The organism is Amycolatopsis sp. YIM 10, assembly GCF_009429145.1.
In the GTDB taxonomy this organism is placed as follows: domain Bacteria; phylum Actinomycetota; class Actinomycetes; order Mycobacteriales; family Pseudonocardiaceae; genus Amycolatopsis.
On the sequence record NZ_CP045480.1, the window covers coordinates 3,079,391 to 3,104,764 of the forward strand.

General features: G+C 70.7%; 29 protein-coding genes. 18 read left to right on the top strand and 11 right to left on the bottom strand.

Translation table 11 applies throughout. The annotated features are described in order from the left end of the window. Positions 1-60: 60 nt before the first annotated feature. Positions 61-849, top strand: coding sequence for an SDR family oxidoreductase (locus YIM_RS15055; RefSeq protein ID WP_153030958.1), 789 nt, complete (start codon positions 61-63; stop codon positions 847-849). Between the two features lie 3 nt (positions 850-852). Here the strand turns inward: YIM_RS15055 and YIM_RS15060 are convergent, their stop codons facing one another. After that, positions 853-1,278, bottom strand: coding sequence for an SgcJ/EcaC family oxidoreductase (locus tag YIM_RS15060; RefSeq protein WP_153030959.1), 426 nt, complete (start codon positions 1,276-1,278; stop codon positions 853-855). A gap of 61 nt (positions 1,279-1,339) precedes the next feature. On the opposite strand from YIM_RS15060, the gene YIM_RS15065 reads away from it, so the two are divergent. Next, complete coding sequence (locus YIM_RS15065) at positions 1,340-1,945, top strand: TetR/AcrR family transcriptional regulator (protein ID WP_153030960.1); 606 nt, start codon at positions 1,340-1,342, stop codon at positions 1,943-1,945. On the opposite strand, the gene YIM_RS15070 is transcribed toward YIM_RS15065, so the two are convergent. Continuing rightward, positions 1,926-2,315, bottom strand: a complete 390-nt coding sequence (locus YIM_RS15070; RefSeq protein WP_153030961.1) for a nitroreductase family deazaflavin-dependent oxidoreductase — start codon at positions 2,313-2,315, stop codon at positions 1,926-1,928. The two genes, YIM_RS15065 and YIM_RS15070, sit on opposite strands and share 20 nt — an antisense overlap. Beyond that, on the bottom strand, positions 2,312-3,763 hold the full coding sequence (locus YIM_RS15075; RefSeq protein ID WP_153030962.1) for a helix-turn-helix domain-containing protein: 1,452 nt from the start codon (positions 3,761-3,763) through the stop codon (positions 2,312-2,314). The genes YIM_RS15070 and YIM_RS15075 overlap by 4 nt, the downstream gene beginning before the upstream one ends. Before the next feature lie 154 nt (positions 3,764-3,917). Here YIM_RS15075 and YIM_RS15080 point away from each other — a divergent pair, with 154 nt between their 5' ends. Genes YIM_RS15080 through YIM_RS15090 form a run of 3 tightly spaced genes read left to right on the top strand, consistent with a single transcriptional unit; the run spans position 3,918 to position 6,636 of the window. Continuing rightward, positions 3,918-4,931: an amidohydrolase family protein gene (locus YIM_RS15080; protein ID WP_153030963.1), complete on the top strand. Its 1,014-nt coding sequence runs from the start codon at positions 3,918-3,920 to the stop codon at positions 4,929-4,931. A 2-nt stretch (positions 4,932-4,933) separates the two neighbouring features. Next, on the top strand, positions 4,934-5,611 hold the full coding sequence (locus YIM_RS15085) for an iron-sulfur cluster assembly protein (protein ID WP_153030964.1): 678 nt from the start codon (positions 4,934-4,936) through the stop codon (positions 5,609-5,611). Beyond that, entirely contained in the window at positions 5,611-6,636 is a 1,026-nt protein-coding gene (locus tag YIM_RS15090; RefSeq protein WP_153036999.1) for an NAD(P)-dependent alcohol dehydrogenase, read from the top strand. The genes YIM_RS15085 and YIM_RS15090 overlap by 1 nt, the downstream gene beginning before the upstream one ends. 11 nt (positions 6,637-6,647) lie before the next feature. On the opposite strand, the gene YIM_RS15095 is transcribed toward YIM_RS15090, so the two are convergent. Then, a complete protein-coding gene (locus YIM_RS15095) occupies positions 6,648-7,076 on the bottom strand; it encodes a nitroreductase/quinone reductase family protein (RefSeq protein ID WP_153030965.1) in 429 nt (142 codons plus the stop codon). Between the two features lie 317 nt (positions 7,077-7,393). Between YIM_RS15095 and YIM_RS15100 the strand changes: the two genes are divergently transcribed. After that, positions 7,394-8,326, top strand: coding sequence for an acyl-CoA desaturase (locus YIM_RS15100; protein ID WP_194240157.1), 933 nt, complete (start codon positions 7,394-7,396; stop codon positions 8,324-8,326). A gap of 195 nt (positions 8,327-8,521) precedes the next feature. Here the strand turns inward: YIM_RS15100 and YIM_RS15105 are convergent, their stop codons facing one another. Continuing rightward, the gene (locus tag YIM_RS15105; RefSeq protein ID WP_153030966.1) at positions 8,522-9,391 is read right to left on the bottom strand and encodes an alpha/beta fold hydrolase; all 870 of its coding nucleotides are present in this window, start codon (positions 9,389-9,391) and stop codon (positions 8,522-8,524) included. 58 nt (positions 9,392-9,449) lie between these two features. Here YIM_RS15105 and YIM_RS15110 point away from each other — a divergent pair, with 58 nt between their 5' ends. After that, positions 9,450-12,452: a BTAD domain-containing putative transcriptional regulator gene (locus YIM_RS15110; protein WP_153030967.1), complete on the top strand. Its 3,003-nt coding sequence runs from the start codon at positions 9,450-9,452 to the stop codon at positions 12,450-12,452. Between the two features lie 7 nt (positions 12,453-12,459). On the opposite strand, the gene YIM_RS15115 is transcribed toward YIM_RS15110, so the two are convergent. Further along, the gene (locus YIM_RS15115) at positions 12,460-13,314 is read right to left on the bottom strand and encodes a LysR family transcriptional regulator (RefSeq protein WP_153030968.1); all 855 of its coding nucleotides are present in this window, start codon (positions 13,312-13,314) and stop codon (positions 12,460-12,462) included. Positions 13,315-13,401: 87 nt separating this feature from the next. Between YIM_RS15115 and YIM_RS15120 the strand changes: the two genes are divergently transcribed. Together YIM_RS15120 and YIM_RS15125 are read left to right on the top strand one after the other, a co-directional pair. After that, positions 13,402-14,277, top strand: coding sequence for a TIGR03564 family F420-dependent LLM class oxidoreductase (locus tag YIM_RS15120; protein WP_153030969.1), 876 nt, complete (start codon positions 13,402-13,404; stop codon positions 14,275-14,277). Between the two features lie 94 nt (positions 14,278-14,371). Continuing rightward, entirely contained in the window at positions 14,372-14,683 is a 312-nt protein-coding gene (locus YIM_RS15125; RefSeq protein WP_153030970.1) for a hypothetical protein, read from the top strand. Positions 14,684-14,722: 39 nt separating this feature from the next. Here the strand turns inward: YIM_RS15125 and YIM_RS48580 are convergent, their stop codons facing one another. Beyond that, positions 14,723-14,878: a DUF6131 family protein gene (locus YIM_RS48580; protein WP_194240158.1), complete on the bottom strand. Its 156-nt coding sequence runs from the start codon at positions 14,876-14,878 to the stop codon at positions 14,723-14,725. 171 nt (positions 14,879-15,049) lie between these two features. Continuing rightward, a complete protein-coding gene (locus YIM_RS15130) occupies positions 15,050-15,541 on the bottom strand; it encodes a cupin domain-containing protein (RefSeq protein ID WP_194240159.1) in 492 nt (163 codons plus the stop codon). Between the two features lie 95 nt (positions 15,542-15,636). Between YIM_RS15130 and YIM_RS15135 the strand changes: the two genes are divergently transcribed. Then, on the top strand, positions 15,637-16,074 hold the full coding sequence (locus tag YIM_RS15135; RefSeq protein WP_153030971.1) for a hypothetical protein: 438 nt from the start codon (positions 15,637-15,639) through the stop codon (positions 16,072-16,074). 17 nt (positions 16,075-16,091) lie between these two features. Here the strand turns inward: YIM_RS15135 and YIM_RS15140 are convergent, their stop codons facing one another. Beyond that, positions 16,092-16,910, bottom strand: coding sequence for an IclR family transcriptional regulator C-terminal domain-containing protein (locus tag YIM_RS15140; RefSeq protein ID WP_370468991.1), 819 nt, complete (start codon positions 16,908-16,910; stop codon positions 16,092-16,094). Between the two features lie 112 nt (positions 16,911-17,022). On the opposite strand from YIM_RS15140, the gene YIM_RS15145 reads away from it, so the two are divergent. From YIM_RS15145 to YIM_RS15175, 7 genes are all read left to right on the top strand, one after another. Beyond that, a complete protein-coding gene (locus tag YIM_RS15145; protein ID WP_153037002.1) occupies positions 17,023-17,580 on the top strand; it encodes a flavin reductase family protein in 558 nt (185 codons plus the stop codon). A 34-nt stretch (positions 17,581-17,614) separates the two neighbouring features. Then, positions 17,615-19,186, top strand: a complete 1,572-nt coding sequence (locus YIM_RS15150; protein ID WP_153030973.1) for a 4-hydroxyphenylacetate 3-hydroxylase family protein — start codon at positions 17,615-17,617, stop codon at positions 19,184-19,186. Positions 19,187-19,200: 14 nt separating this feature from the next. Then, a complete protein-coding gene (gene catA / locus YIM_RS15155) occupies positions 19,201-20,058 on the top strand; it encodes a catechol 1,2-dioxygenase (RefSeq protein WP_153030974.1) in 858 nt (285 codons plus the stop codon). A gap of 31 nt (positions 20,059-20,089) precedes the next feature. Further along, positions 20,090-21,211 carry a muconate/chloromuconate family cycloisomerase gene (locus YIM_RS15160; protein WP_153030975.1) on the top strand — a complete coding sequence of 374 codons (1,122 nt, stop codon included), beginning with the start codon at positions 20,090-20,092 and terminating at the stop codon, positions 21,209-21,211. Positions 21,212-21,227: 16 nt separating this feature from the next. Beyond that, complete coding sequence (catC, locus tag YIM_RS15165) at positions 21,228-21,518, top strand: muconolactone Delta-isomerase (RefSeq protein WP_153030976.1); 291 nt, start codon at positions 21,228-21,230, stop codon at positions 21,516-21,518. Between the two features lie 64 nt (positions 21,519-21,582). Continuing rightward, positions 21,583-22,617, top strand: coding sequence for a nucleoside hydrolase (locus YIM_RS15170; RefSeq protein WP_153030977.1), 1,035 nt, complete (start codon positions 21,583-21,585; stop codon positions 22,615-22,617). Between the two features lie 21 nt (positions 22,618-22,638). Continuing rightward, positions 22,639-23,004 (top strand): RNA-binding S4 domain-containing protein, encoded by a 366-nt coding sequence (locus YIM_RS15175; protein ID WP_153030978.1) that lies wholly within the window; start codon positions 22,639-22,641, stop codon positions 23,002-23,004. Between the two features lie 20 nt (positions 23,005-23,024). On the opposite strand, the gene YIM_RS15180 is transcribed toward YIM_RS15175, so the two are convergent. Then, positions 23,025-23,339, bottom strand: coding sequence for a hypothetical protein (locus YIM_RS15180; protein ID WP_153030979.1), 315 nt, complete (start codon positions 23,337-23,339; stop codon positions 23,025-23,027). Positions 23,340-23,585: 246 nt separating this feature from the next. On the opposite strand from YIM_RS15180, the gene YIM_RS15185 reads away from it, so the two are divergent. Then, on the top strand, positions 23,586-23,723 hold the full coding sequence (locus tag YIM_RS15185; protein ID WP_153030980.1) for a hypothetical protein: 138 nt from the start codon (positions 23,586-23,588) through the stop codon (positions 23,721-23,723). A gap of 257 nt (positions 23,724-23,980) precedes the next feature. Here YIM_RS15185 and YIM_RS15190 read toward each other — a convergent pair whose 3' ends face one another. Further along, positions 23,981-25,288, bottom strand: a complete 1,308-nt coding sequence (locus tag YIM_RS15190; RefSeq protein WP_228004736.1) for a cytochrome P450 — start codon at positions 25,286-25,288, stop codon at positions 23,981-23,983. Positions 25,289-25,374: the final 86 nt, after the last annotated feature.

Genomic DNA, 25,374 nt, shown 5'->3' on the forward strand with positions numbered 1-25,374 from the left:
TCCGGGCGGCGCGAAACGTGAGACGCCTCTTCCGTTGGTAGAACGTGTTACAGTTTTTCCATGATCCTCGACCGATTCCTGCTGACCGGACGGGTGGCCGTGGTGACCGGGGCCGGTCGCGGCATCGGCGCGGCGACGGCCGTGGCACTGGCCGAAGCCGGTGCCGACGTGGTGCTCGCCGCCCGCACCGAAGAGCAGTTGCGCGAGGTCGCCGGGCAGGTCGAAGCCGCGGGCCGCAAGGCGGAGGTGGTCGCGGCCGATCTCAGCGACCCGGCGGCCGCCGCCGCGCTGGCCGACGCGGCCACCGGCGCCTTCGGCAGGCTCGACATCGTGGTCAACAACGTCGGCGGCACCCTGCCGCGCCCGCTGCTGGAGACCTCGCCCCGGTTCCTCGAAGAGGCGTTCCGGTTCAACGTCGCCACCGCGCACGCGCTGACCCGCGCCGCCGCCCCGGCGATGCTGGCGGCCGGTGGCGGCGCGGTCGTCAACATTTCGTCCGCGCTCGGCCGGGTCGCCGGGCGCGGCTACCTCGCCTACGGCACCGCGAAAGCCGCGCTCGCGCACTACACGCGGCTCGCCGCGGCGGACCTGGCCCCGAAGATCCGGGTCAACGCGATCGCCGTGGGCACGGTGCTGACCTCCGCGCTCGAAATCGTCGCGGCCAACCCGGAACTGAAGGAGCGGATGGAACAGGACACCCCGTTGCGGCGACTCGGCGAGCCCGAGGACATCGCCGCCGCGGTGCTCTACCTGACCTCCCCGGCCGGCGCCTATCTCGCCGGCAAGGTGCTCGAAGTGGACGGCGGTCTCCAGGCGCCCAACCTCGACCTCGGCCTGCCGGACCTCTGAGGTTCAGGACTTCCAGTCCAGCGGGGAGCGGCTGGCCAGCGCCGGGTCGTGCTTGGTGAAGGTGGCCAGGTCGCCGCGCACGGTGTTGTGGAAGGCGTGGATCAGGCCGTCGCGGATCAGCTTGGTCTGGACGCCGTCCACGGTGCCCTTCCGTGGCCCCGCCGGGACCTGAAGGGTCGAGTCGGTGTGCACGAGCAGCAGGCCGTCACCGAGCGGGCGGCTGTCGACCAGCCGGATCTCGAGCACGCTGCCCTGGTAGATGGTGTCGAAGATCTTCTGGTGCTCGCTCCCGATCACCTCCCGGCCCCGCTGGATCCGGCCCACCGCGTCGACGAAGTCGGCGTCCTCGGCGAAGTGCGCGCCCCAGCCGGCGCCGTCACCCGCGTTCCAGGCCCGCTGCATTCCGGAGATGATCTCTTCGATGGTCATCGGCTATCCTTACTGGATCGATGGTCTAAAACTTGGAACGACGTTCTAAATCGGAGCATACATGGCAGCGGACCTGCCGGGCATCGTCCGGCTACGGGATCGACGGGAAGCGCTGACCCTGCGCACGATCCTCACCGCCGCGCGCGGCCTGTTCGCCGAACGCGGCTACGCGCGCACCCCGATCCGGCTGATCGCGCAGGAGGCCGGGGTCGCGCCGCAGACGATCTACGCGCACTTCGGCTCGAAGGCGGGGGTGCTCGGCGGCCTCGTCGATTTACTCGACGACGAGGCCGGGCTGCCCGACCTGGTGGCTTCGGCCGAGGACCTGACCGATCCGGCGGACCTGCTCGGCCTGCTGGCGAAGGCCAGTCGTCAGGTCAGGGAACGCTGCGGCGACATCGTGGCCATTCTCAGCTCGGGCGCCGCCGTCGACCCGGACATCGCGGCCACCGAGGCCGAGGGCGCCCGCCGCAACCGGCTGGGCGTGGAGATGGTGATCGAGCGCATCCGCTCGGCGGGGCACCGCATCGAGCCGCGGGCCGTCGACATCGCGGTCGCCCTGATGAGCGCGGGGGTGCACGACAGCTTGGTCGGCGCGGCGGGCTGGTCGCCCGACGACTACGAGGACTGGCTGCGGAAAACCCTGGTCAGCGCGGTGCTGAACTGAGGTCGACGCGCACGGACAGCAGGTCCGTCCCCATCGCGCGCACGGCCGCGCTGTTCAGGCGCGGCAACGACTTCAACCGCGCGCGAGCGTCGTCGTCCGGCTCCAGGTGCGCGATCCCCGAGTACCACCGGCCCCGCAGCCGGACACGCACCGACGGATCGGCCTGGATGTTGCGGATGTACTGCGACTTCTCGCCGAACTCCGAGACGAACCAGAACTCGTCGCCGACGCGCCGCCCACCGACCGGCGTCTGCCTCGGCAGGCCCGACTTCCGGCCGGTCGTTTCCAGCAGCACCTGGAACGGCAACCGCCGCAGGATCGGGTTGCCGACGTGCCGTTGGAACGCGGTCACCAATCGATGCTTGTTCATCGGCCGGGCACCTTGATCTCGTACTGCGCCATCTTGCGGTAGATGGTCGCACGGCTCATGCCGAGTTCGGCCGCCGCGCGCACCACGGTGGCGCCCGGCTCGGTCAGGCAGCGCACGATCTCGTCGCGTTCGAGCGCCTGCAACCGGCTCAGCCGGTGCGCACCGGAACTGAACAGCTTGGCGGGCAGGTGCCGCTGGTCGACCACGTCCGCACGCGCCGCCGCGGTGCGGGCCACGCGCTTGAGCTGCTTGACGTTCTCCGGCCAGTGGTACTCGGTCAGCGCCCGCGACGCGGCGGAAGTGAAGCTGATCGGCCGTCCGCGCTCGCGTTCGGCGAAGTGCCTGGCCAGCGGCATGATGTCGTCGGGGCGATGGCGCAGCGGCGGTGCCTCGACCACGGTGTCGACCAAAGCGCCGAGCGGACCGGGCAGCGCGCCGAAGTCCTCGGCGGTCAGCACGAAGGGCTGCGGCCGCGCGTCGTCGTGCCGGACCGAGGCGAACTGCCTGGCCAGCTCTCCGGCGGCCCAGGCGGGCAGCCCGTCCACACCGGACACGATCACGCAGGTGTCGTCCTTCTCCAGTTCGGGTGTCCACAGCGTCAGCCAGGCGTGCACATCTTCGGGAGCCGGGGGTCGCGCGCTGAGCACGCGTTCGCGCGGCCGCGCCCGGCGGTGGGCCATCGAGGCGAGCGCGGTTTTCCCGGCACCCGGTTCACCGACCACCGCGACCACCCGCCCGGCCGCGAGCGCGGTGTGCGCTTCGGCGACCGCGTCGCTCCACAGCCGCCCGCCGTCGGCCTGGGGAAAACGGTCGGCGTAGACGTGGAACACCTCGCCACGCGGGGTCGGCCGCATCCGGCGCCCGGCCGAGCGGGCCAGCATCAGCGCGGTGGTGTTGCCCGCGGCGGCCTGCGCCAGCGCCAGTAGCAGTTCCGAGGACGAGTTCGACCAGGTCGTCAGGTTGACGCTGCCGGCGAGGTCACCGGTGAGCGGATCGAGCACGGGCACCGCCGCGCAGGTGTACCCACGCAGGCCGGTGCAGTAGTGCTCCTCGGCCCGGACCAGGGTGGGCGCGCGATCGGCCAGCGCCAGCCCGAGCCCGTTGGTGCCGGCGTTGCGCTCGGCGAAGTAGAAACCCGGCGCCAGGTGCACCCGATCGAGTGAACGGTTGATCGAGTTGTCGTTGCACAACCGCGCCAGCACCAGCCCGGCGCTGTCGGTGATCATCAGGCTGACCGGTTCGTTGGCCAGCGTCGCCTGCAACCCGCTGAGCACCTCGTAGCCGCATTCGTAGAGCAGGGAGCCGGTGTCTACCGAGCCGGTGAACACCGGCGTGACCTCGTCCAGTGACACGCCGTAGCGCTCGCTGCGCTGCCAGGACGCCAGCAGCCGTGGCCGGTCCGGCGAAAGTTGCCGTTGCTCCACATCGACCTCCAGTGCACGCGTCATTGCGCCGGTCGAAGCCAGGCTAACCCCTCGACCGGCCGATTCACGCCGCTCACGTGTCTCAAACTGAGACAGCCGGACGCTGCCGCGGGCGTCCCGGCCTGCCTAGCGTTCCGTCGCAGAACGTGCCGAAGGCGCCACGACGCGGAGGAAACCCATGTACAGCAAGGACGGCGAGAACTACTTCATCGTCGACGCGCACATCGCGCTCTGGGACGCCCGCCCGGAGAACCAGCTCAACGTGCACGGCAAGCAGTTCATCGACTGCTTCTACGACTACCACCGGAACCTGAGCCCGGAGTCGGAGCTGTGGCCGTACGAGGAGTACCTCTACTACGGCGGCGAGCGGCTGATGAAGGACCTGTTCGAGGACGGGTACGTCGATCACGCCATCTTCCAGCCCGCGCGCCTTGGCGCGTTCTACAAGAACGGCTTCGGCCAGACCGAGGAAGCCTTCGCGCTGGCGAGCAAGCACCCGGACAAGCTGACCTACAACCACTGCTACGACCCGCGCTTCGAGCAGGCGGGCCTGGAGCAGCTGCGCCGCGACGCGGACCGGTTCGGGCTCAAGGGCGTCAAGCTCTACACCGCCGAGTGGAAGGGCGATTCCCGCGGTTACAAACTGGACGACCCGTGGAGCTACCGCTATCTCGAGGCGTGCCGGGAGCTGGGCATCCGGAACATCCACATCCACAAGGGCCCGACCATCCGCCCGCTGGACCGCGACGCCTTCGACGTGGCCGACGTGGACCACGCCGCCACCGACTTCACCGACCTGAACTTCGTGGTGGAGCACTGCGGCCTGCCGCGGCTGGAGGACTTCTGCTGGATCGCCACGCAGGAACCGAACGTGCACGCCGGGCTCGCCGTGGCGATGCCGTTCATCCACACCCGGCCGCGGTACTTCGCGCAGATCATCGGTGAACTGCTGTACTGGCTCGGCGAGGACCGGATCCAGTTCTCCAGCGACTACGCGCTGTGGACGCCGCGCTGGCTGGTCGAGCGGTTCGTCGACTTCCAGATCCCGGCCGACATGACCGAGTACGCGCCGATCACCGTGGCACAGAAGAAGAAGGTGCTCGGGCTGAACGCCGCCGCGATGTACGGCATCGAGGTACCGGCGGGGCTCGGCTTGAAAACCCCGGGCCTGGAAACCCCGGTGGGGGTGTGAGCATGCGGGAACGGCAGGCCTGGCGGGCACTGGACGCGGTGCTCGACCCCGAACTCGACGAACCCATCACCGACCTGGAGTTCGTGCGCTCGCTGGAGGTCACCGGCACGCGCGTGACCGTCCACTTGCGACTTCCGACCGCGTTCTGCTCGCCGAACTTCGCCTATCTGATGGCTTCCGACGCCAAGGACGTGCTGACCGCGTTGCCGTGGACCGAGGAAGTGGTGGTGCGGCTGGACGACCACCACGACTCGGACCTGATCAACCGCGGCCTCGCCGCCGACGCCGGTTATCGCGGCACCTTCGGCGACGAAGCCGGGGAAAGCCTGGACGAACTGCGGTTGACCTTCCGCCGCAAGGCGCACACCGCGGCGATGGAACGCTCGCTGACCGCGATGATCCGCCAGGACCCGGGACTGCGGCCGCACGAAACGGTGCTCGGCGACCTGCCCGACGGCCCGGCCACCGACGCGCTGCTGCGCCGCCGCGAAGCGCTCGGCCTGAGCCTCGACCCGTTGTCCAAGGTACTGGTGGACGAGCACGGGATCGCCTACCCGGCCGAGGAAACCCCGGTGCGCCTGCGGTTCGCGCGCTCGGTCCGCATCTCCATCGAAGGCAACGCGCACTTCTGCCGCGGCCTGCTGAAAACCCGTTATCCGGAAGCGAAGGCGAACGCATGATGAAGGCAGTACAGGTGGTCGGCTACCGGGAGAACCTGCGGCTGACCGAGGTACCGGCACCGGAGGTCACCGGTCCGTTCGACGTGATCGTGCGGATCGGCGGCGCCGGGGTGTGCCGCACCGACCTCCACATCCTCGAAGGCCAGTGGGCGGAGAAGTCCGGCGTGACCCTGCCTTGCACGATCGGGCACGAGAACGCGGGCTGGGTGCACGCGGTGGGCAGCGCGGTGACCAACGTGGCCGAGGGCGACAAGGTGATCCTGCACCCGCTGATCACCTGCGGGCTCTGCCGGGCCTGCCGCTCCGGCGACGATGTCCACTGTGCACAGTCGCAGTTCCCCGGCATCGACACCCACGGCGGATATGCCGAGTACCTCAAGACTTCGGCACGCAGCGTGGTCCGCATCGACGACTCGCTCGAACCCGCCGACGTGGCCGCGCTCGCCGACGCCGGGCTCACCGCGTACCACGCGGCGGCCAAGGCGGCGCGCAAACTGCGGCCGGGGGACCGGTGCGTGGTGATCGGTGCCGGCGGGCTCGGGCACATCGGCATCCAGGTGCTCAAGGCGATCACCGCAGCGGAACTGGTGGTGGTCGACCGCAATCCGGAGGCGGTGAAGCTCGCCGTGTCGATCGGCGCCGACCACGGCGTGATCGCCGACGGTGGCCAGGTCGACGAGGTGCTCACCCTGACCGGGGGCGACGGCGCCGAGGTGGTGCTCGACTTCGTCGGTGAAGGCGGCGCGACGAAGGACGGAGCGCGAATGCTGCGCCGGGCCGGTGACTACCACGTCGTCGGCTACGGCGAGAACATCGACATCCCGACCATCGACGTCATCTCCACCGAGATCAACTTCATCGGCAACCTGGTCGGTTCCTACACCGACCTGTGCGAGCTGATGGCGCTGGCGGCGCAGGGCCGGGTCCGGCTGCACACCGCGAAGTACCCGCTCGAAGGCTTCCAGGACGCGCTCGACGACCTGGACGCCGGGCGCATCCGGGGACGCGCCATCCTCACCCCGTGACGTGGCCGGGACTACCGCGGCTCCAGCAGCACCAACGGGATCTCCCGGTCGGTCTTGTCCTGGTAGGCGCGGTAGTTCCGGAAGTCGCCGGAGATGCGCGGCCACAGCTCGGCGCGCTCCTCGGCGGTGGCGACCCTGGCGCGCATCGGCTTGGCGGGCTCGCCCTTCAGCGCCACCTCGACCTCGGGGTTGTCGCGCAGGTTCAGGAACCAGGCGGGGTGGTGGTCGTCACCGCCGCGCGAGGCGACCACGACGAGCTTGTCACCGTCGTGCACCGGCGCGGTCAGCATGACCGACCGCTTCTGCCCCGACTTGCGGCCGACGGTGGTCAGCTCCAGCACCGGCATACCGGCCGCCTGCCAGCCCACTCGGCCGCCGGTGATCTTGAGCAGGCCGCGGTGGGCCCCGTTCATCAGCTTCAACACGGCGTCATGTGGCATGTCCGCGACCCTAGCCGTCCGCCGGAGGGGACGCCCGGCGGGCGGAGCGTGTTACCGTGGGAGTAGCCGCACTTCACCGAGCGCTTCCCGATTCGCCTGGCAACTGGCCGGCCCGGAAGCCCGCGGCTCATTCAAAGGAGTTTCACCGTCACTATCATCACAGCGGGAAATCCGCTGTTCAGTCACCCTATCGCCGACCAGGACACCGACGGCTTCGCCGCCGCGACCCCGGCCGCGGCCTACGAGAACCTCTTCCGCGAGCCCGGCTTCGCCGGCCGTCCGGCCGATCTCGAGCTGCCCCGGCAACGGCGCAAGTCATGACCGCGACCCTCGAGCGGCCGCAAGCCGAGCCGATACTCGACGGGGAGCAGAGCGGTACCGAGAACTTCCTGGTCAAACTGTTCGCGGTGGTGCCGTTGCTGGCGCTGGCCGCGGCGGTCCCCATCGCCTGGGGCTGGGGCCTCGGCTGGACCGACATCGGCCTGGCGCTGGGCTTCTACTTCCTGACCGGCCTCGGCGTGACCATCGGCTTCCACCGGTACTTCACCCACGGCTCGTTCAAGGCCAACCGCGGCCTGCGGATCGCGCTCGCGGTCGCCGGCAGCATGGCGATGCAGGGACCGGTGGTCGGCTGGGTCGCCGACCACCGCCGCCACCACGCCTACGCCGACCGCGAAGGCGACCCGCACTCCCCGTGGCGCTACGGCACCTCGGCCGGTGCGCTGGCCAAGGGCTTCTGGCACGCCCACATGGGGTGGCTGTTCGACCGCGAGAAGACCAACGCCCGGCGGTTCGCCCCGGACCTGCTCGACGACCCGGCCATCGCCAGGATCGATCGCCTGTTCCCGGTGCTGACCGTGGCCACCCTGCTCGCCCCGGCGCTGCTCGGCGGCCTGATCACCATGTCGTGGACCGGTGCGCTGACCGCCTTCTTCTGGGCCGGGCTGGTCCGGGTCGCGGTGCTGCACCACGTCACCTGGTCGGTCAACTCGCTGTGCCACATGATCGGCGACCGGCCGTTCGCCGCACGGGACAAGTCGGCGAACTTCTGGCCGCTGGCCATCGCCTCGATGGGTGAGTCCTGGCACAACTCCCACCACGCCGACCCGACCGGGGCCCGGCACGGGGTGCGGCGTGGCCAGCTCGACATCTCCGCCCGGCTGATCTGGGCCTTCGAGAAGCTGGGCTGGGCCACCGACGTGCGCTGGCCCAGCCCCGAGCGTCTCGCCCGCAAACTCAACCCGCGCTAGTAAGTGTTGTGAACGCGGTTTGCGTGGCGGTGCGGGTGGCGGAACCTCAGGAGTCTTCTCGCTCCGGGATCTTCACCTCATGAATAACCGATTCACCACGGTGAAGCTGTCCTCGCGAGAAGACGCCTGAGAACCCGCGCCGGTGGGGGCCGGCGGCCCACCGCAAGCGGCTCCGCCGCTTTGGTGAAACACGGCCTAGCGCGCGAGCAGGGCACGCAACTCCTTGACCACCACGCCGGGGTCCTCCTCGGCCATGAAGTGTCCACTAGAGACGGTCCGGTGCTCGAGGTCCGGCGCCCACACCCGCCACCGGGCGGCGGCGTCGAACCCGAGCGCGGCGCCCCAGTCCTGCTGCAGCACGGTCACCGGCATCCGCAGCCGGTTCCCCGCCCGGAGGTCGGCCTCGTCGTGTTCGACGTCGATGCCCGCCGAGGCGCGGTAGTCGGCGACGATCGAGGGCACCGCCTCGCGGCTGGCCTTCAGGTACGCCGCGCGGACCTCCGGCGGGATGGCGTCCGGGGAGTTGGCCCACAGGTCGAGGAAGTGGCCGAAGAAGGCGTCCGCCGAATTGCCGATCAGCTGCTCGGGCAGTCCGGGCGGCTGCGCCATCAGGAACAGGTGGAAGCCGACGGCGGCGGATGTGCCGTGCATGACGTCCCACATGTCCAGCGTCGGCAGCACGTCCAGCGAAGCCAGGTGGGTGATCACCCCGGGGTGGTCGAGCCCGGCGCGGATGGCGACCAGCGCGCCCCGGTCGTGCCCGGCCAGCGCGAACCGCTCGTGGCCGAGCGCGCGGGCCAGCGCGACCACGTCGGCGGCCATCGTGCGCTTGGCATAGGCCTCCGGCTCGCTGCCGTCCGGCTTGTCGCTGTCACCGTATCCGCGCAGGTCGGGGCAGATGACCGTGTGGTCGGCGGCGAGGTCGGCGGCCACGTGCCGCCACATCAGGTGGGTCTGGGGAAAGCCGTGCAGCAGCACGATCGGGTCGCCGGAGCCACCGATCGCGGTGTTGAGCGCCACCCCGTCGGCGACGGTGACGCGTTGTGTGGTGAACGAAGGGATCATGCACTCGATCGTGGGCGCACCCGATCAGCAGCCGATCAGCGCGGCTAGGTTTGTCCCCATGGTGGGGTTCCGGGTGCTGGGTCCGCTGGCGGCCGAGAACGCGGCCGGTCCGGTGCACCTGAAGGGCCCGCGGCACCAGGCCGTGCTCGCGCGGCTGCTGGTGGCCAGGGGCCGGGTCGTGCCGGTGACCTGGCTGATCGACGATCTCTGGGGCGGCGACCCGCCCGACGGCGCGCTCGGTGCGGTGCAGACCTTCGTCGGTGCGCTGCGGAAGGCGCTGGAGCCGGAGCGCCCGCCGCGCACCCCGTCGCGACTGCTGGTGACGATGTCGCCCGGTTACGCCCTGCGCGCCGAACCCGATGCGGTGGATGCGTGGCGCTTCGAGACGGCCGTCGCCGAATCCGCCCGCCTGCTGGCCAGGGGGCAGGCCGAGCGAGCGCGGGTGCTGCTCGACGACGCGCTCGCGCTCTGGCGCGGGCCCGCCTACGCGGAGTTCGCCGAGCAGGACTGGGCGCGGGCCGAGGCCGAGCGGCTGACCGAACTGCGGCTGCTCGCCGTCGAACGCCGTGCCGAAGCGGCGACGGCCTCGGGGCAGGCCGCCGAATCCGTCCCCGACCTGCAGGCGCACGTCGCCGCGCATCCGCTGCGCGAGGACGGCTGGCGGCTGCTCGCGCTGGCGCTCTACCGCTCCGGACGCCAGGGCGACGCGTTGGCCGCGCTGCGCCGGGCCCGTGAGGTGCTGCGCACGGAACTCGGGGTGGACCCGGGCGCGGAGTTGCGGCAGCTCGAAACCGACATCCTGGCGCAGGAGCCGCGCCTGAGCGAAACACTCCCGCCGCCGGACGAGGACCCGTTCGTCGGCCGGGAAAGCGAGCTGGACGAACTGGTCAAGGCCGCGGTGGCCACGGCGTCGGCCGAACGACCAGGGCTGGCGCTGATCGCGGGCGCGGCCGGGGCGGGCAAAACCGCGCTGGCCAGGGCGCTGACCCGGCGGCTGGACTCGATGGGCTGGGCCACGGCGTGGGGCGGCAGCCTCGAACTCCCTTCGGTGCCCGGCGGCGATCTCGCCGTCGCGCGCTTCCGCCGCCAGCGGGCGACGGAGGAGTACCTGGCGAAGCTCGGCGGCCGTGGCCCGGTGGTGCTGGTTTTCGACGACCTGCACTGGGCCGACGAGGAAACGCTCGCCCTGCTGACCGGGCTGGCCACCGATCCCGGCGCCGGACCGGTGCTGCTCGTCGGCACCTACCGGTCGACCGAGATCTCCACCGCGCTGACCGAGGCGCTCGGCCGGGCGGCCCGTGCCGAGCCGCTGCGGATCTATCTCGAAGGGCTGACCGAGCCGCAGGTGGCGGAGCTGGTGACCGCCGTCAGCCGTGGTGAGCCCGCGGATTCCGGGGTGGCACGGGTGATCCACCGGCGCAGCGCCGGAAATCCGTTCTTCGTCCGCGAACTGGCCCGGTTGTGGGAGGCGGAGGGCGATCTGCGCGCGGTGCCCGCCGGGGTCCGCGATGTCATCCGGCACCGCCTCGCCGGTTTCGCCGGGACGACGCACCTGCGTCAGGCGGCGGTGCTCGGGGAGAAGGTCGAACTCGACCTGCTGATCGCGCTGGCCGGGGACGAGGAGGCGGTGCTGGCCTCGGTGGAATCGGCCGTACTGGCGGGCTTCCTGGTCGAGGCGGATGCCGACTTCGTCCACTTCGGACACGCGCTGGTGCGGGAAACGTTGTACGAGGACATTCCGCGGGCGCGGCGGTCGCGCTGGCACACCGCGGCGGCAGAACTCATCGAGCAGCGCCGCCCGGAGGACGTGGCTGCGATCGCCCACCACTTCCTGCGGGCGGACAGCGCCGCGGTCGCGGGCCGGGCGGCGCACTACGCCCGTGCCGCGGCCGAAGCCGCCGAACGCCGCTCGGCTCCGCACGAGGCAGCCCGGCTGTGGCGGGAGGTGGTGGCCCGGTCCACCGGCCGCGCCCGGCTGGAAGCGATGATGGGCCTGGTCCGGGCGCTCGCGGTGACCGGCGGGCCGGCGCAGGCGCGGCCGCTGCGGGCGGAGGCGGTCACCGAGGCGGAAGCCGTCGGCGATCCGGTGCTCACCGCCCGGGTGCTCGGTTCCTTCGACGTGCCCGCGATCTGGACGGCCAACGACGACGAAGCGCACTCGGCGCGGTTGGTGACGGCCGCGGAACGCGCGCTCGCCGAGCTGCCGCCGGGTTTTCCGGCCGAGCGCGCCCGGTTGCTGATCACCATCGCGATGGAACGGCGCGCGGACACCGGCGGGCGGGGTGGTGAGGCGGCGTCGGAAGCCGTGCGGACCGCCCGTTCGCTGGCTGATCCGGCGTTGCTCGCCTTGGCGCTCAACGGACTTTTCCTGCAGACGTTCCACCGGGCCGGGCTGGCGCCGGAACGGGGACGGATCGGTGCGGAGTTGGTGGAACTGTCCACACGGCACGGTGGGCTGGTCGCCTTCGAGGTGCTCGGCCACCTGATCCAGCTCCAGTCGGCCGCGGCGGTGGCCGATCTCGACACCGCCGACCAGCACGCCGCGGCGGCGGACCGGCTCGCCGAACGGTACGAACTCCCGCTGGTCGGCGTGTTCACCTCGTGGTACGTGGCCCTGCGTGTCGCCATCACCGGCGGTGATGCCCGTCCGGCCTACCGCGCGGCGGCTTCGCGGCTGATGGGTACCGGAATGTCCGGCCTGGAACCGGGAATCCTGCCGTTCGCCCTGCTCGACCCGTCCTCGCCCGGTGACGAGGACTACGGCCCCTACGAACCGTGGGTGCGGCCTGGACCGTCCATTCCGGACTCCCCGAGGGACCTGCTCTTCGAGGCGCGCACCTGCCTGCACGCACTGCACGCCATCCGCCGCGGCGAGACTTCGGTGATGGAACGCCTTTACGCCGAACTGCTCCCGGCTGCCGGAGAACTCGCCGGCGCGGGAAGCGGCCTGCTCACCTTCGGCCCGGTGGCCCGGTATCTCGGCGACCTGGCCACCGCCCTGAACCGCCCGGAAGCCGCCGCCACCCATTACCGCCAGGCTGACGCACTTCGCCGTTCCTGAGCGAGTTCTACGGGACGTCCTGGAAAGCGGCGATGACGGCACTGGCGCACTGCCTCGGAAGCTCGTCGTCCGGGGTGAGGAGGTTGCCGGTGATGGTGATCGGCGGGGTCAGCGGGAGGGAGCGCACGCGTGTGGAGCCGGTCGCGGCGACGTCGGCGGCGGGCATTAGGGCCCAGCTCCGCGGGTCCGAGCCGATCTCGACGATGGGGTCCTGCAACGTGCCCGCCGGTCGGCCGAGGCGCGCGCCGCTGGTGCCCAGTGCGGCGGTGACCGCCTCGTGCAGTGGGGGATCGGACGGCGCCCGCAGCACGAGATCGGCCAAGTCCGCGACGCTCACGCTCGACCGCTCCGCGACCGGGTGCCGCCGCGAGACCACGGCGTGCAGGGGCTCGGTCCACACCGGCAGCACGCGCAACCCCGGCGCCGAAATCGGGCCCCGCACCAGCGCCAGGTCCAGCTCACCCCGCCGCAGCGCGTTGACCTGTTCGGTCACCGGCAGGTCGACGAGCACCAGTTCGAACTCCGGGTTCTGCTCCCGCAGCACGTCGATCCCGCGCTCCAGCCGCGCGGTGAGACCGGCCGCCGTGCCGATCCGGACCACGCAGCTCGGCTCGCGCACCACCGCGCGCACCCGTTCGGCCGCGGCCAGGGTCTCCCGCGCCGCGGTGAGCACACGACGCCCGGACTCGGTGAGCCGGACGGTGCGCGGATTGCGGTCGAGCAGCCGCGTGCCCAGCTCCCGCTCCAGCCGCGCGACCTGCTGACTGACCGCGGGCTGCACGATGTTCAACCGCCGCGCCGCCCGCCCGAAGTGCAGTTCCTCGGCCACCATGACGAAATACCGAAGCGCCCGCAGCTCCATACGCCCTCCCTAGCGATCACCACATGTTATCGCTGCGCGGGGCAGCTGGATCTCGATCAATCGCGTCCGCCGCGCTGGACTGGAGCCATGCGGATCGGACAATCCCTCGCAACCCTCGGCGCCGAAACCGTCGCCGACCTCATCGCGACAGCCGCGAAGGCCAAGGCCCGCGGCTACCACAGCGCGTGGACCAACCAGCGGCCCGGCGGCTGGGACCCCGTCACCGTGCTGGCCGCGATGCCGGACTCACCGCCGGAACTGGGCACCGCGGTGGTGCCCACCTACCCGCGTCACCCGGTGGTGATGGCCACCGAGGCGCTGACCGCGCAGGCGATCACCGGCGGCAGGTTCACCCTCGGCATCGGCCCCAGTCACGAGTCGCTGATGACCGGACAGCTCGGCCTGCCCTACGAATCACCGGCGCGCCACACCCGCGAATACCTCGAGGTGCTGCGCCCGCTGCTGCGTGGTGAGCACGTCAAGCACGCCGGCCGGTTCTTCACCGTCGACACGCAGCTGACCATCGACGCCCCGGCGCCGCCCGTGCTGGTTTCCGCGCTCGGGCCGCGCATGCTGGAGGTGACCAGGGAACTGGCCGACGGCACCCTCGCGCTGTGGGTCCAGCCCAAGCTCGTCGCCGACTACCTGGTGCCGCGGCTGGCCGACCGGCGGGTCGTGGTGTCGGTGAGCGTCTCGGTCACCACCGAGCCCGACCGCGTGCGCGAGGACTTCGCCCGCCAGCTCGCCATCATCAACGAGCTGCCCGCCTACCGCGCGGTGCTCGACCGGGGCGGACTGTCCGGCCCGGCCGACACGGTCGTCGCCGGGGACGAGGCGGTGGTGGCCGCCGAACTCCGGCGGTTCGCCGACGCCGGGGTGACCGATCTCCTGGTCATGCCGACCGGCGGCGAGCGGGAGCGGTCACGCGCATTGGACCTGGTGCCCGAACTCTTCCCCGGTTGACCACCTGAGCGTGTCGCACAGACCACAGTGGACATCGAACACCTGTGCGACGTATGTTGCCGGGTATGGACCAGCCGACCAATCCCGACCGGCCGTGATCGTCAGCCCGCACACCCGCTGGCGGGGTGACGACCTGCACGGCCGCGTCCCGGTGATCACCCCGGTGTGGGTGCGGCTCGACGCGCTCTACGTCCGCGTGCCCGGCGCGCCGGAGCACGTGGTGGAGACCGGACTGGACGTGACCGGCGAAGTGCCCGGCAGGCTGCACGGCTGGTTCCCCACGGTGAAAGGGGACTGGCTCGGCGTGGTGAACTTCGACCTCGCCTACGCCGACGGCAGGCGCGACAAGCTGCACCTGCCGGATCAGCTCGTGCCCGCCTACGCGCTCCGGCCCCGGCGCACCTGAGGCGCGCCGGGGCCGGGGGAGCACTTCGGACCGGCATTTCTAGAACCAGTGGCTGCGGCCGCCGACCTTGGTGCCCGCCCGCCCGAGTACCGCGAGAACAACGCCGATGATCACCAACGCGATACCGATTGAATAAAGCACGGGAATGCTCGCGATGATACCGATGACAATCAGGATAACGCCGAGAACGATCATCTAACTGGCCTCCAGGTGGGGATTTACTGCGCCGCCCGGTGGTGGCGCGGGCAATCCCGGGTATCCCGTTCCTGCCGCCGATAAACCCCCGCCAATGAAGCCGGTCCCGCCGGAGTGGAAATTCTCGTGGTGGGTTTTTTACCCAATACCACCGGAATTCTGCCGAATGGACTAGGCGCCAGGGCCGGACGGCGGCTCCCCGACCTCGCCCGGGGGCAGGAAGTGCACGTCGTGCTCGGCGGAGACCCGGACCGCCTCGGCCATGTCGGTCAGGTCGTGCAGCCGGTCGAACAGCCGCGCCAGCTGCCCGGCCGGGCTGACCCAGAACAGTCCGCGGCTCGGCGCCTCGCCGCGGTTGTAGTAGGCGTGCGGCAGGTTCTTCGGCATCCGCACGGTGTCGCCCGGCCCGGCGGTCAGCCATTCGCCGTCCAGGTAGAGGGTGAACACGCCCTCCAGCACGTAGATGTGCTCGTCCTGGGTGGGGTGCACGTGCGGCGGCACCCCGGTGCCCGGCGGATCGAAGGTTTCGAAGGCGAAGCTGCTCTCGGCGGCGGACTTCATCGCGTACCGGTGGCCCAGCACGTTCCAGACACGGCTGCCCATGCCCTCGCCGGCCAAGGTGATGCCTTTGGGCAGCGGGCCCAGTACGATCTCGTCGGTCATGCCCTCATCCAAGCGCAGGGCACCCGGGTTTGCCTTTCGGCTGAACGGGGTAACAACGCGTCATCGGCGTTGAGTCGCTAGCGGAGGTGACGTTCATGTCGATCCCGGACGGGAACGAGTTGCAATCCTCGCACCTGCTGGAAGACGTCACCGATCTCGCCGGGATCCGCGCCGCGATCCGCGCTCTGGTCGAGCCGTACGGCCGGGAGGCGGTGGTCGACACCCTGCTGGTGGCCGACGAACTCGCGGTGATCGCACTGGGCAACGGGCGGCTGCCCGGTGAGGTGCACGCGGTGATCAGCCCGTTCGCCGCGGCGCAGCCGCAGCTCCGCGTCGAGGTGCGCACGGGCCGTGAGGGGAGGCCGCCGCGGACCGCGCCGAGCCAGGAGAGCTGGAAGGTGCTCAACAACTGCACGCTCGCGTGGGGCATCAGCCGGGACGACGAGCGGACCACCTTCTGGGCCAACGTCCGGCTCCGGACCGTGATGGACGACGGGCAGGACGCCGACGTGCTGGTGTTCCCGCCGCACTGACCTGATCGGGCGCGGGCTCAGAAGAAGCCGTCGTGCCCACCGGTGGTGCGCCCCGAGGCCGTGGCGCGGTGCCCGAAGTCGGCGCTGATCCGGCCGGCGGTCTCGCACAGCACCGGCACCACCTTCTCCCGCAGCTCCGCCACGCTCGACCGCCCGCTCGAGGTCGACGACGCCAGCGCGGCGATCACCTTCCCGGACTGGTCGCGCACCGGTGCCGCCGCGGACAGCAGCCCGATCTCCAGTTCCTCGGCCACGATCGCCCAGCCCCGCGCCCTGGTCTCGGCCAGCGCCCGGCGGAACCGCGCCGGATCGGTGATCGTGTGCTCGGTGCTGGCCGGCAGCCCGTGCTCGGCGAGCACCTGGTCGACCACTTCGGCGGGTTCCCAGGCCAGCAGCACCCGGCCCATCGAGGTCGAGTGCGCGGGCACCCGGGTGCCGACCGAGACGTTGATGCTCATGATCCGGCGGACCGGAACCCTTGCCACGTAAACCACTTCGGCGCCGTCGAGGGCGGCGAGTGAAGCCGATTCCCTGGTGTGCTCGGCCAGCCGCATCAGGTGCGGCTGGGCGATCTCGATCATCGCGTGCGAGGCCGAGTAGTGCTGCCCGATGCTCAGCACGCGCGGGGTGAGCGACCACCGCCCCGCCTCACCCCGGACGTAGCCGAGGTGTTGCAGCGTAAGCAGAATCCGGCGCACGGCCGGCCGGGAGAGGTCGGTGGCCGACGCGAGTTCGGCCAGCGTCGGGTTGGGCCTTTCGGCGTCGAACGCGAGCAGTACGGCGAAGCCGCGTTCGAGGCTCTGGATTCGGTCGCGATCGGTCGGTCCCGTGGTCATGATCGCCATCCTCCCGTACCGCCCCGCCTTGACACGACGTGTGCGCCGGGGGACCCTCAGCCTGCACGCAGTGCGTGCCACTTGAACGCATAGCGTACAGGAGGTGGAAGCGATGGCGCTCGACGAGCGGGACATCCGCGCCGGGTTCGGCCGGTTCGCCACCGGAGTCACGGTGGTGACCTGCCGCAACGAGGCAGGCGAGCCGCACGGGGCCACGGTCAACGCCTTCACCGCCGTCTCCCTCGAACCGGCGCTCTGCCAGGTGACGCTGACCCGGCGGTCCAAGGCCTGCCGATACCTCGACGACGCTCCGTTCGCGGTCAACGTGCTCGCCGCCGGCCAGCTCGAGACCGCACTGCACTTCGCCGGCCGCCCGCAGGACACCCCGCCGAAGTGGGCCGAGGGGCCGATCGCCCCGGTGCTGGCCGGCAACGCGGCGACCATCTCCTGTCTGCCGTGGCGCACTTACGACGGCGGCGACCACCTGATCGTCATCGGCGAGGTCGGCCACCTCGAGATCAGCGGCGCGGACCCGCTGTTGTTCTACGCCGGTGGTTTCCGCGAACTCGGGCCGATCCAGGCCGATCTGCACTGGGCGGCGTCCCTCGACTGCCCGGACAGCGGCTGGTTCGGCACCGAACTGTTCTCCCCGCTGCCCGCTCGTTCCTGAGCCATTCGGACCATTCAACGAAGAAGGGTTCCCCATGACCATCCAGCAGGATCACACCCCGGCGCCCACCGAGCCCGCCCGTCCGACCACCCGGCCGATGACCGGCGCCGAGTACGTCGAGTCCATTCGCGACGGTCGCGAAGTGTTCATCTACGGTGACAAGGTCGACGACGTCACCACGCACCCGGCGTTCCGCAACTCGGTGCGGATGACCGCGCGGCTCTACGACGCCCTGCACGATCCGGCCCAGCGCGACGTATTGACCACGTCGACCGATACCGGCAGCGACGGGTTCACCCATCCGTTCTTCCGCACGCCACGGTCCAAAGAGGACCTGTTCGCCGACCGTGACGCGATCGCCGCCTGGGCTCGGATGACCTACGGCTGGATGGGCCGCAGCCCCGACTACAAGGCCGCCTTTCTCGGCACGCTCGGTGCGAATTCCGACTTCTACGAGCCCTTCGCCGACAACGCGCGGCGCTGGTACAAGGAGTCGCAGGAGAAGGTCCTGTACTGGAACCACGCGATCATCAATCCGCCGGTCGACCGCGACAAGGCACCGGACGAGGTCAAGGACCTGTTCATCCACGTGGAGAAGGAAACCGACGACGGGTTGGTCGTCTCCGGCGCGAAGGTGGTGGCCACCGGCTCGGCGATCACCAACTACAACTTCATCGCCCACTACGGCCTGCCGATCAAGAAGCGCGAGTTCGCGCTGGTCTGCACGGTGCCGATGGGTGCGCCGGGAATGAAGCTGATCTGCCGCAACTCCTACGCGAACGTGGCGGACAAGACCGCCAGCCCGTTCGACTACCCGCTCTCGAGCCGGTTCGACGAGAACGACACGATCTTCATCCTGGACAAGGTGAAGATCCCGTGGGAGAACGTGTTCATCTACGGCGACGCCGACAAGGCGAGCACCTTCTTCCCCGGTTCCGGTTTCCTGCACCGCTTCACCTTCCACGGCGTCACCCGGCTCGGGGTCAAGCTCGACTTCATCGCCGGGCTGCTGATGAAGGGGGTGGAAGTCACCGGTACCAAGGACTTCCGCGGCATCCAGACCCGGGTCGGCGAGGTCATCGGCTGGCGCAACATGTTCTGGGCGCTGTCCGACGCGATGGCCGCGCGGCCGGACGAATGGCGCGACGGCGCGGTCCTGCCGCACCTGGACTACGGGCTCGCCTACCGGTGGTTCATGACGGTGGGCTACCCGCGGGTGCGCGAGATCATCATGCAGGACCTCGGCAGCGGCCTGATCTACCTGCCATCGTCCTCTGTGGACTTCAAGTCGCCGGAGATCCGCCCGTACCTCGACCAGTACGTGCGGGGTTCCAACGGCTACGACTCGGTCGAGCGGGTCAAGCTGATGAAGCTGATCTGGGACTCGATCGGCAGCGAGTTCGGCGGCCGCCACGAACTCTACGAGCGCAACTACTCGGGCAACCACGAAGGCGTGCGCGCCGAGCTGCTCTTCGCCGCCCAGCAGTCCGGGGCCGCGGACCGGATGAAGGGCTTCGCCGAGTCGTGCATGGCCGAGTACGACCTCGACGGCTGGACCGTGCCCGACCTGTACAACCCCGGTGACCAGACCCTGAGTGCCCGCTGACCGGAGGAGAAACCATGACCACCACCGAAAGCACCGAGGAATCGCCCACCGCGGCGGACTCCGGCGCCTCCGCGACCGAAGCCTTCCGCGCCACCAGGCAGCACGCGGACGGTGAAGTTTCTGCCGAGCGCGTGGACGCCGTCGTCCGCGCCGTGCTCGCCGGCGTGCACCAGGCCATCCGCGACGAGCGGGTCACCTACCCGGAGTTCCAGGCGGCCAAGCAGTGGCTGATGGACCTGGGGGAGGGCGGCGAATGGCCGCTGTTCCTCGACGTTTTTGTGGAGCACGTGGTCGAGGACGTGGCCGCCGAATCCCAGCGGGGCACCAAGGGCAGCATTCTCGGCCCGTACTACCTGCCGGACCAGCAGCGGTTGCCGTCGGTGACCGCGCTGCCGTCACGACCGGACGAGCGGGGCACCCCGCTGGTGTTCGCCGGTCAGGTCCGCGACGTCGACGGGAATCCGGTGCCCCGCGCGGAACTCGACCTCTGGCACGCCGATGAACAGGGCTACTACTCCGGATTCGCGCCCGGCATCCCGGACGGCAACCTGCGCGGGGTGGTGGTCACCGACGGCCATGGCCGGTTCGAGGTCAGCACGATCCAGCCCGCGCCCTACCAGATCCCCACCGACGGCCCCACCGGGAAGCTGATCGAGGCCGCGGGCTGGCACCCGTGGCGGCCCGCGCACCTGCACCTGATCGTGCGCGCGCCCGGGTACCGGCCGATCACCACCCAGCTGTACTTCGAGGGCGGGAAGTGGCTCGACAGCGACATCGCCGAAGCCACCAAGCCCGAGCTGGTGCTGCACCCGGAACCCACCGGGGACGGCGGCCTGCGCTCGGAATACGACTTCGTCCTCGAACGGGCCTGATCCCGTTCCACCCCACCGAAAGTGAGCCTTCATGACCGACCTGCGCATCGATCGTGTCGAAACCGTGCTGCTGGACGTGCCGTTGCGCCGGCCGCACCGGTTCGCCAGGGCGAGCATGGCGGCCCAGCCGGTGCTGCTGGTCTTCGTCCGCACCGCGGGCGGTGTCACCGGCGTCGGCGAGGGCGTGGTGCCGGGCGGTCCGTGGTGGGGCGGTGAGTCGGTGGAGACCATGCGGCTGGTGGTCGAGCGGTACCTCACGCCGGTGCTGCTCGGCCGCCGGGTCGACGATCTCGCCGGGATCCGGCGGGACCTTGGCGACGTGGTCGCCGCGAACCTCTACGCCAAAGCCGCCGTGGAGGTCGCGCTGCACGACGCCTGGGCCCGCTGCCTCGGGGTGCCGGTGCACACCCTGCTCGGCGGGGTGGCCCGGCGCTCCGTCCCGGTGACCTGGGCGCTGGGCACCGAACCGGCGCCGGTGGTGGTCGAGGAGGCGCTGGGCAAGCTGGACGCCGGGCTGCACCGGAGTTTCAAGCTGAAGATGGGCGCGCTGGAGCCCGCCGAGGACGTGGCGCGGGTCTGCGCGATCGCCGAGAAGCTGGCCGGGGTGGCGAGCGTCCGGGTCGACCTCAACGCCCGCTGGGACCTGCTCACGTCGCTCACCTACCTGCCGAAACTGGCCGACGCCGGGGTGGAGTTGGTCGAGCAGCCGGTGCCCGGCCCCGAGATCGAGGCGCTCGCCGAAATCAACCGGGCGCTGCCGATCCCGGTGATGGCCGACGAAAGCCTGCGCACCCCCGGCGACGCACTGCGGCTGGCGCGGCTGCGCGCTGCCGACGTGTACGCGCTCAAGACCACCAAATCCGGCGGGCTGCGCCAGACCATGGCCATCGCCGAGATCGCCGCGGCCGCCGGAATTCCTTGCCACGGCGGCACTTCCATCGAAAGTCCGGTCGGCACCGCGGCCTCGCTGCAGCTTGCCTGCGCCAGCCCGGCGGTGACCTGGGGCAGCGAGCTGTTCGGGCCGCTGCTGATGAGCGAGCAACTGCTGACCACCCCGCTGCGCTACGCCGACGGTGAACTGCACCTGCCCGACGGCCCCGGCCTGGGCGTCGAGCTGGATCCGGCCGCGGTCAAGGCGTTCACCCGCACGTGAGAAGGAGCTGATCCCCGTGTTGTTCCACGTCCGGATGGACGTCGCCATCCCGCCCGGCTTCGATCCGGTCGAGCGCGACAAGCTGGTGGCCACCGAAAAGGCCAGGGCGCTGGAGCTGCAGCGGTCGGGGGCGTGGCCGCACCTGTGGCGGGTCGTCGGGCGCTACAGCAACATCAGCGTGTTCGACGTGCCGTCGAACGACGAACTGCACGACATCCTGTCGTCGCTGCCGCTGTACCCGTTCATGACGATCCAGGTCACGCCGCTGGCCACGCACCCGTCGGACCTGGCGGCGCAAACGTGTTAGCGGGCACGCCCGGGCCCGGATAGGCTGGCGTGTCGTGGCCTGATCGGCTTCCTGGGGAGATCCGATGCGCACTGCACTGCTCGCCCTTGTCCTGGTCGCCGGCGGAGTGCTCGCTCCGCCTGCCACCGCGGCTCCGTCTCCGTCTCCGTCACCGGTTCCGGTGATCTACGACAGCGACCTCGACGTGGACGACGCGTCGACGCTGGCCTACCTGTGCGTCCAGCACCGGGAAAAGCGGATCGACCTGCGCGCGGTCACCGTCACCAACAACGGTTTCGGCACGCCGGGCCGCGCCCGCCAGCACGCGATCAGCGTGCTCGAGCAGTGCGGGCTGCCGGGAGTCCCGGTCGCCGACGGCTCGGACACCGGGGTGCACCCGGCGCCCGCGTCCACCGTGCGTGACATGGAGGAGGTGCTCACCGGCGCGCTCGGCGACGCCGGGCGCACCCCGCCACCGTCGAAGTTGACCGCGGCGCAGCTGATCGCGAAAACGCTCGCGTCGGCCAAGGGCAAGGTGTCGGTGCTGGTGACCGGGCCGCTGAGCAATCTCGCGCGCGCGGTGCCGCCCGGCAGCCCGCTGGCGCACAAGGTGGCCGTCGCGCACGTGATGGGCGGGGCGGTGCACGTGCCGGGCAACCTGTTCGGCGAGGCGCTGCCGGGGTTCGACAACAGCCAGGAACTGAACATCTGGCTGGACCCGCCGTCGGCCCGTGCCGCCTTCGGTGCCGTGCCGGTGCGCCTGACCCCGCTCGACGCGACGAACCACGTGTTGATCACGCAGGCCTACGTGGACCGAGTCGGTGCCGAGGGGCGCACGCCGAGCGCGCGGATCGTGCACTCGATCATGACGCAGCCGATCATGCGGGACGGGATCGCGTTGCAGTACTTCTACTGGTGGGACGCGCTGGCCGCGGTGTGGGCCTACGGTGACGACGCGGTGGTGACCGAGGCGAGGAAGACCCCGATCGTGGTGGTCCAGCACGGTGAGCAGTCGGGCCGGACCGCGCCGCGTGCCGGGGGAGACCGGCTGCTGGTCGCGCTCGGCGCCGATCCGGTGCGGTTCGAGCAGGCGTTTCTCGACGGGCTCAACGGGGTCTGAGCGGTAGGGCATCATGGGGTGGTGGAGTCCACCCGAGTGGACCGCTGGCTGTGGGCGGTCCGGCTGACCAAGACCCGACCCGATGCCGCCGCGGCCTGCCGGGGCGGCCACGTCCGCGTCAACGACAAGCCGGCCAAACCGGCCACCACGGTGTCGCCAGGGGACGAGGTGCGCGCCCGGGTCGGCGACCGGACGCGCGTGGTCGAGGTGGTGCGCGTGATCCAGAAGCGGGTGGGCGCCGCCGACGCTGCCACCTGCTTCATCGACCGCACCCCGGCGCCACCGCCGGAAGCCGCCATCCCGGTCGCCCGCCGAGACCGCGGCGCGGGCCGTCCGACCAAGCGCGAACGGCGGGTCCTGGACAAGTTCCGCTCCACGCGCACGTGAGCCGGGTTGGCCTGGGAGCCTCACGCGGCCAGGGGCAGCCATTCGAGGTCGGGATGGCGGAGGGTGGCGTCGGCGCCGGAGAGCCACTCGATCGAGCGCCACGAGCGGATCTTGTAACCGGCTTCGGCCAGGCCGTCCGCGAAGGTTTCTCCCGCGATCTCCAGCGCGGGATAGGGCGTGTGCCGGGTGCGGCTGGCGATTCCGAGCAGGTCACCCCGCACGGCGATCGCGATCAGCTCGGCGCCGTGCATCCGCCTCGCCAGCTCGGCGGCCTCCCGGTGGCTGATCTCCCGGTCCAGTCTGGCCGAGACCATCGTGGTGTTTCTCGGTGTCATAGCAGGCATCCACTCCCGTCGACAGTCCACTAGCGACACTGCCGGGGTGCTCAGCGTAGCTCGGGGAAGGCGTCCCGTCGTGGTGCGAACGGGCCCCGCTCAGATGGGTTAACCCGGTTGCGGTTCCGGAACCGCCCGGTGGTCCTTCTTGGACGGTGACCATGCTCACCACCAGCGGAAACTCTGATAACGCCACGCCGCCCGGCACCGACTACGGAGCCGAGACGAACAAGTGCGAGGCATGTGATGTGGACAGAAACCGCCGTGGACCGGCTGCTGGGCCAGTGGCGCGCGGAGATCGACAGCGTACCGATGCCGGAACTGGTGTCGGTCGAACGAGCGGTGGCGATCGTCGACCGCGCGCGGCGGGCACGCTCCGCCTGAGTCACCGTGCGTGATCGAATCCTCGTGAACGACCACGCTGAGGCACAGGTCACGTCCGTCGCCGGAACACCGGCGGCGCCGGAACGTTGTACTGGGTGCCGGTCCGGAAGGAGTCCCCGGGCCTCACCCCTCGCCTTCGCGGAATACCAGTTCGGCTGGAGCCGCGTTGCGCCCCTCGCCGCGAGGCGACCCCGGACCGGCCCAGAACTCCCGCTTCGCCTCGGAGCTCCCCCGATCCTTGAGGCGAAGCGGGACCTTTACGCCTTCAGCCGCGCGGGCAGGTGTTCGTAGCCGCGAAGGATCCGGGTCGGGCGCCGCCGCGCGCCGGGCAGCAGGTTCAATCCCGGGAAGCGGTCGAACAGCACTTTCAGGCCCACTTCGCCCTCCATCCGCGCGAGCGCGGCGCCGAGGCAGTAGTGGCGGCCCGCCGAGAAGGACAGGTGCTCGCGGGCGTTCTCCCTGGTCACGTCGAAGCGTGCGGGGTCGTCGAAGACGGCTGGATCGCGATTCGCCCCGGCGAGAATGGTGGTGACGACCGCACCTTCGGGCACTCGCACCCCGGAGACCTCGGTGTCGCGCAGACAGGTCCGGCCGGTGAGCAGCACGGGCGGGTCGACGCGCAGGATCTCGTCGACCGCGTTGGACCAGCCGCCGTTCTGGAGTGCTTCGAGTTGCTCCGGGTGCTCGTGCAGGAGCGCGATGCCGTTGCCGAGCAGGTTCACCGTGGTTTCGAACCCGGCGGCGAGCACCAGGCCCGCGGTGGCGCGGAGTTCGTGATCGGTGAGGCCGACGCCGTCCTCGCGGGCGGCGATGAGCTTGCTGAGCAGGTTGTCGCCGGGGTTTTCGCGCAGGTGGTCCAGGTGGCGGGAGAGCCAGGTGTCGAAGGCTTCGAGCGCCGACTCCACCGCGCGGAACTGCCGCCAGGGCAGGCCCATGTCAAGACTGGGCGCGGCGGCCGACCCCAGTTCGAGCATCCGGCGGCGTTCGTGGGCGGGCACCCCGAGGATTTCGGCGATCACGGTGACCGGGAGCAGGCCGCAGTAGGTGCCGACCAGGTCGACCGGCTCGGTGGCGTCGAGCTGGTCGAGCAGGTCGTTCGCGATCTGCTCGGTGCGGGTGCGCAGGTTCTCCACCGCGCGCACGGTGAACACCCTGGTGACGAGCTTGCGGTAGCGCGTGTGGTCGGGTGGTTCGGTGGCCAGCAGGGACGGTGGTGCGATGGGGTGCAGCAGGTCGCTGGCGGACCATTCGGTCAGCCGCGCCAGCACCCCGGTGCCCGTCGCGCCGACGCCGCTGCGGAAGTCGTTGCCGGTGAGCACTTCCTTGACCGTGGCGTGCGAGGTGGTGGCGTAGGCGAAGCGGGACTTGAGCAGCGGGCCGCGGGCGCGGATGCCGTCGAACACGTCGGCCAGCGCCACGGTCGGCGCCGCATTGGCCTCGACGAAGAGCCGCGCCTGCAGATCGCCCCGCCGAGCCGCGAGGCGCAACGCGGTGCGGGGGAGCGCGTGGCCCAGGCTCCAGCGCACCACCGGTTTGATCCTGGTCCCCGCAGTCGTCTTCGGCACCTTACCCACAGTAGGAAAGGCGAGACCCGCTGGTCAAGCGCCACTTGCCGAGGGTTTGATGTTCCGCGCCACCTGGTTGCGCCGCT

What these genes read in the sequence shown, in the direction of transcription:
- YIM_RS15055 (WP_153030958.1), top strand. Translation starts at nt 61, where the DNA reads ATGATCCTCGACCGATTCCTGCTGACCGGACGGGTGGCCGTGGTGACC.
- YIM_RS15060 (WP_153030959.1), bottom strand. Translation starts at nt 1,278, where the DNA reads ATGACCATCGAAGAGATCATCTCCGGAATGCAGCGGGCCTGGAACGCG.
- YIM_RS15065 (WP_153030960.1), top strand. Translation starts at nt 1,340, where the DNA reads ATGGCAGCGGACCTGCCGGGCATCGTCCGGCTACGGGATCGACGGGAA.
- YIM_RS15070 (WP_153030961.1), bottom strand. Translation starts at nt 2,315, where the DNA reads ATGAACAAGCATCGATTGGTGACCGCGTTCCAACGGCACGTCGGCAAC.
- YIM_RS15075 (WP_153030962.1), bottom strand. Translation starts at nt 3,763, where the DNA reads ATGACGCGTGCACTGGAGGTCGATGTGGAGCAACGGCAACTTTCGCCG.
- YIM_RS15080 (WP_153030963.1), top strand. Translation starts at nt 3,918, where the DNA reads ATGTACAGCAAGGACGGCGAGAACTACTTCATCGTCGACGCGCACATC.
- YIM_RS15085 (WP_153030964.1), top strand. Translation starts at nt 4,934, where the DNA reads ATGCGGGAACGGCAGGCCTGGCGGGCACTGGACGCGGTGCTCGACCCC.
- YIM_RS15090 (WP_153036999.1), top strand. Translation starts at nt 5,611, where the DNA reads ATGAAGGCAGTACAGGTGGTCGGCTACCGGGAGAACCTGCGGCTGACC.
- YIM_RS15095 (WP_153030965.1), bottom strand. Translation starts at nt 7,076, where the DNA reads ATGCCACATGACGCCGTGTTGAAGCTGATGAACGGGGCCCACCGCGGC.
- YIM_RS15100 (WP_194240157.1), top strand. Translation starts at nt 7,394, where the DNA reads ATGACCGCGACCCTCGAGCGGCCGCAAGCCGAGCCGATACTCGACGGG.
- YIM_RS15105 (WP_153030966.1), bottom strand. Translation starts at nt 9,391, where the DNA reads ATGATCCCTTCGTTCACCACACAACGCGTCACCGTCGCCGACGGGGTG.
- YIM_RS15110 (WP_153030967.1), top strand. Translation starts at nt 9,450, where the DNA reads ATGGTGGGGTTCCGGGTGCTGGGTCCGCTGGCGGCCGAGAACGCGGCC.
- YIM_RS15115 (WP_153030968.1), bottom strand. Translation starts at nt 13,314, where the DNA reads ATGGAGCTGCGGGCGCTTCGGTATTTCGTCATGGTGGCCGAGGAACTG.
- YIM_RS15120 (WP_153030969.1), top strand. Translation starts at nt 13,402, where the DNA reads ATGCGGATCGGACAATCCCTCGCAACCCTCGGCGCCGAAACCGTCGCC.
- YIM_RS48580 (WP_194240158.1), bottom strand. Translation starts at nt 14,878, where the DNA reads ATGATCGTTCTCGGCGTTATCCTGATTGTCATCGGTATCATCGCGAGC.
- YIM_RS15130 (WP_194240159.1), bottom strand. Translation starts at nt 15,541, where the DNA reads ATGACCGACGAGATCGTACTGGGCCCGCTGCCCAAAGGCATCACCTTG.
- YIM_RS15135 (WP_153030971.1), top strand. Translation starts at nt 15,637, where the DNA reads ATGTCGATCCCGGACGGGAACGAGTTGCAATCCTCGCACCTGCTGGAA.
- YIM_RS15140 (WP_370468991.1), bottom strand. Translation starts at nt 16,910, where the DNA reads ATGACCACGGGACCGACCGATCGCGACCGAATCCAGAGCCTCGAACGC.
- YIM_RS15145 (WP_153037002.1), top strand. Translation starts at nt 17,023, where the DNA reads ATGGCGCTCGACGAGCGGGACATCCGCGCCGGGTTCGGCCGGTTCGCC.
- YIM_RS15150 (WP_153030973.1), top strand. Translation starts at nt 17,615, where the DNA reads ATGACCATCCAGCAGGATCACACCCCGGCGCCCACCGAGCCCGCCCGT.
- catA (WP_153030974.1), top strand. Translation starts at nt 19,201, where the DNA reads ATGACCACCACCGAAAGCACCGAGGAATCGCCCACCGCGGCGGACTCC.
- YIM_RS15160 (WP_153030975.1), top strand. Translation starts at nt 20,090, where the DNA reads ATGACCGACCTGCGCATCGATCGTGTCGAAACCGTGCTGCTGGACGTG.
- YIM_RS15170 (WP_153030977.1), top strand. Translation starts at nt 21,583, where the DNA reads ATGCGCACTGCACTGCTCGCCCTTGTCCTGGTCGCCGGCGGAGTGCTC.
- YIM_RS15180 (WP_153030979.1), bottom strand. Translation starts at nt 23,339, where the DNA reads ATGACACCGAGAAACACCACGATGGTCTCGGCCAGACTGGACCGGGAG.
- YIM_RS15185 (WP_153030980.1), top strand. Translation starts at nt 23,586, where the DNA reads ATGTGGACAGAAACCGCCGTGGACCGGCTGCTGGGCCAGTGGCGCGCG.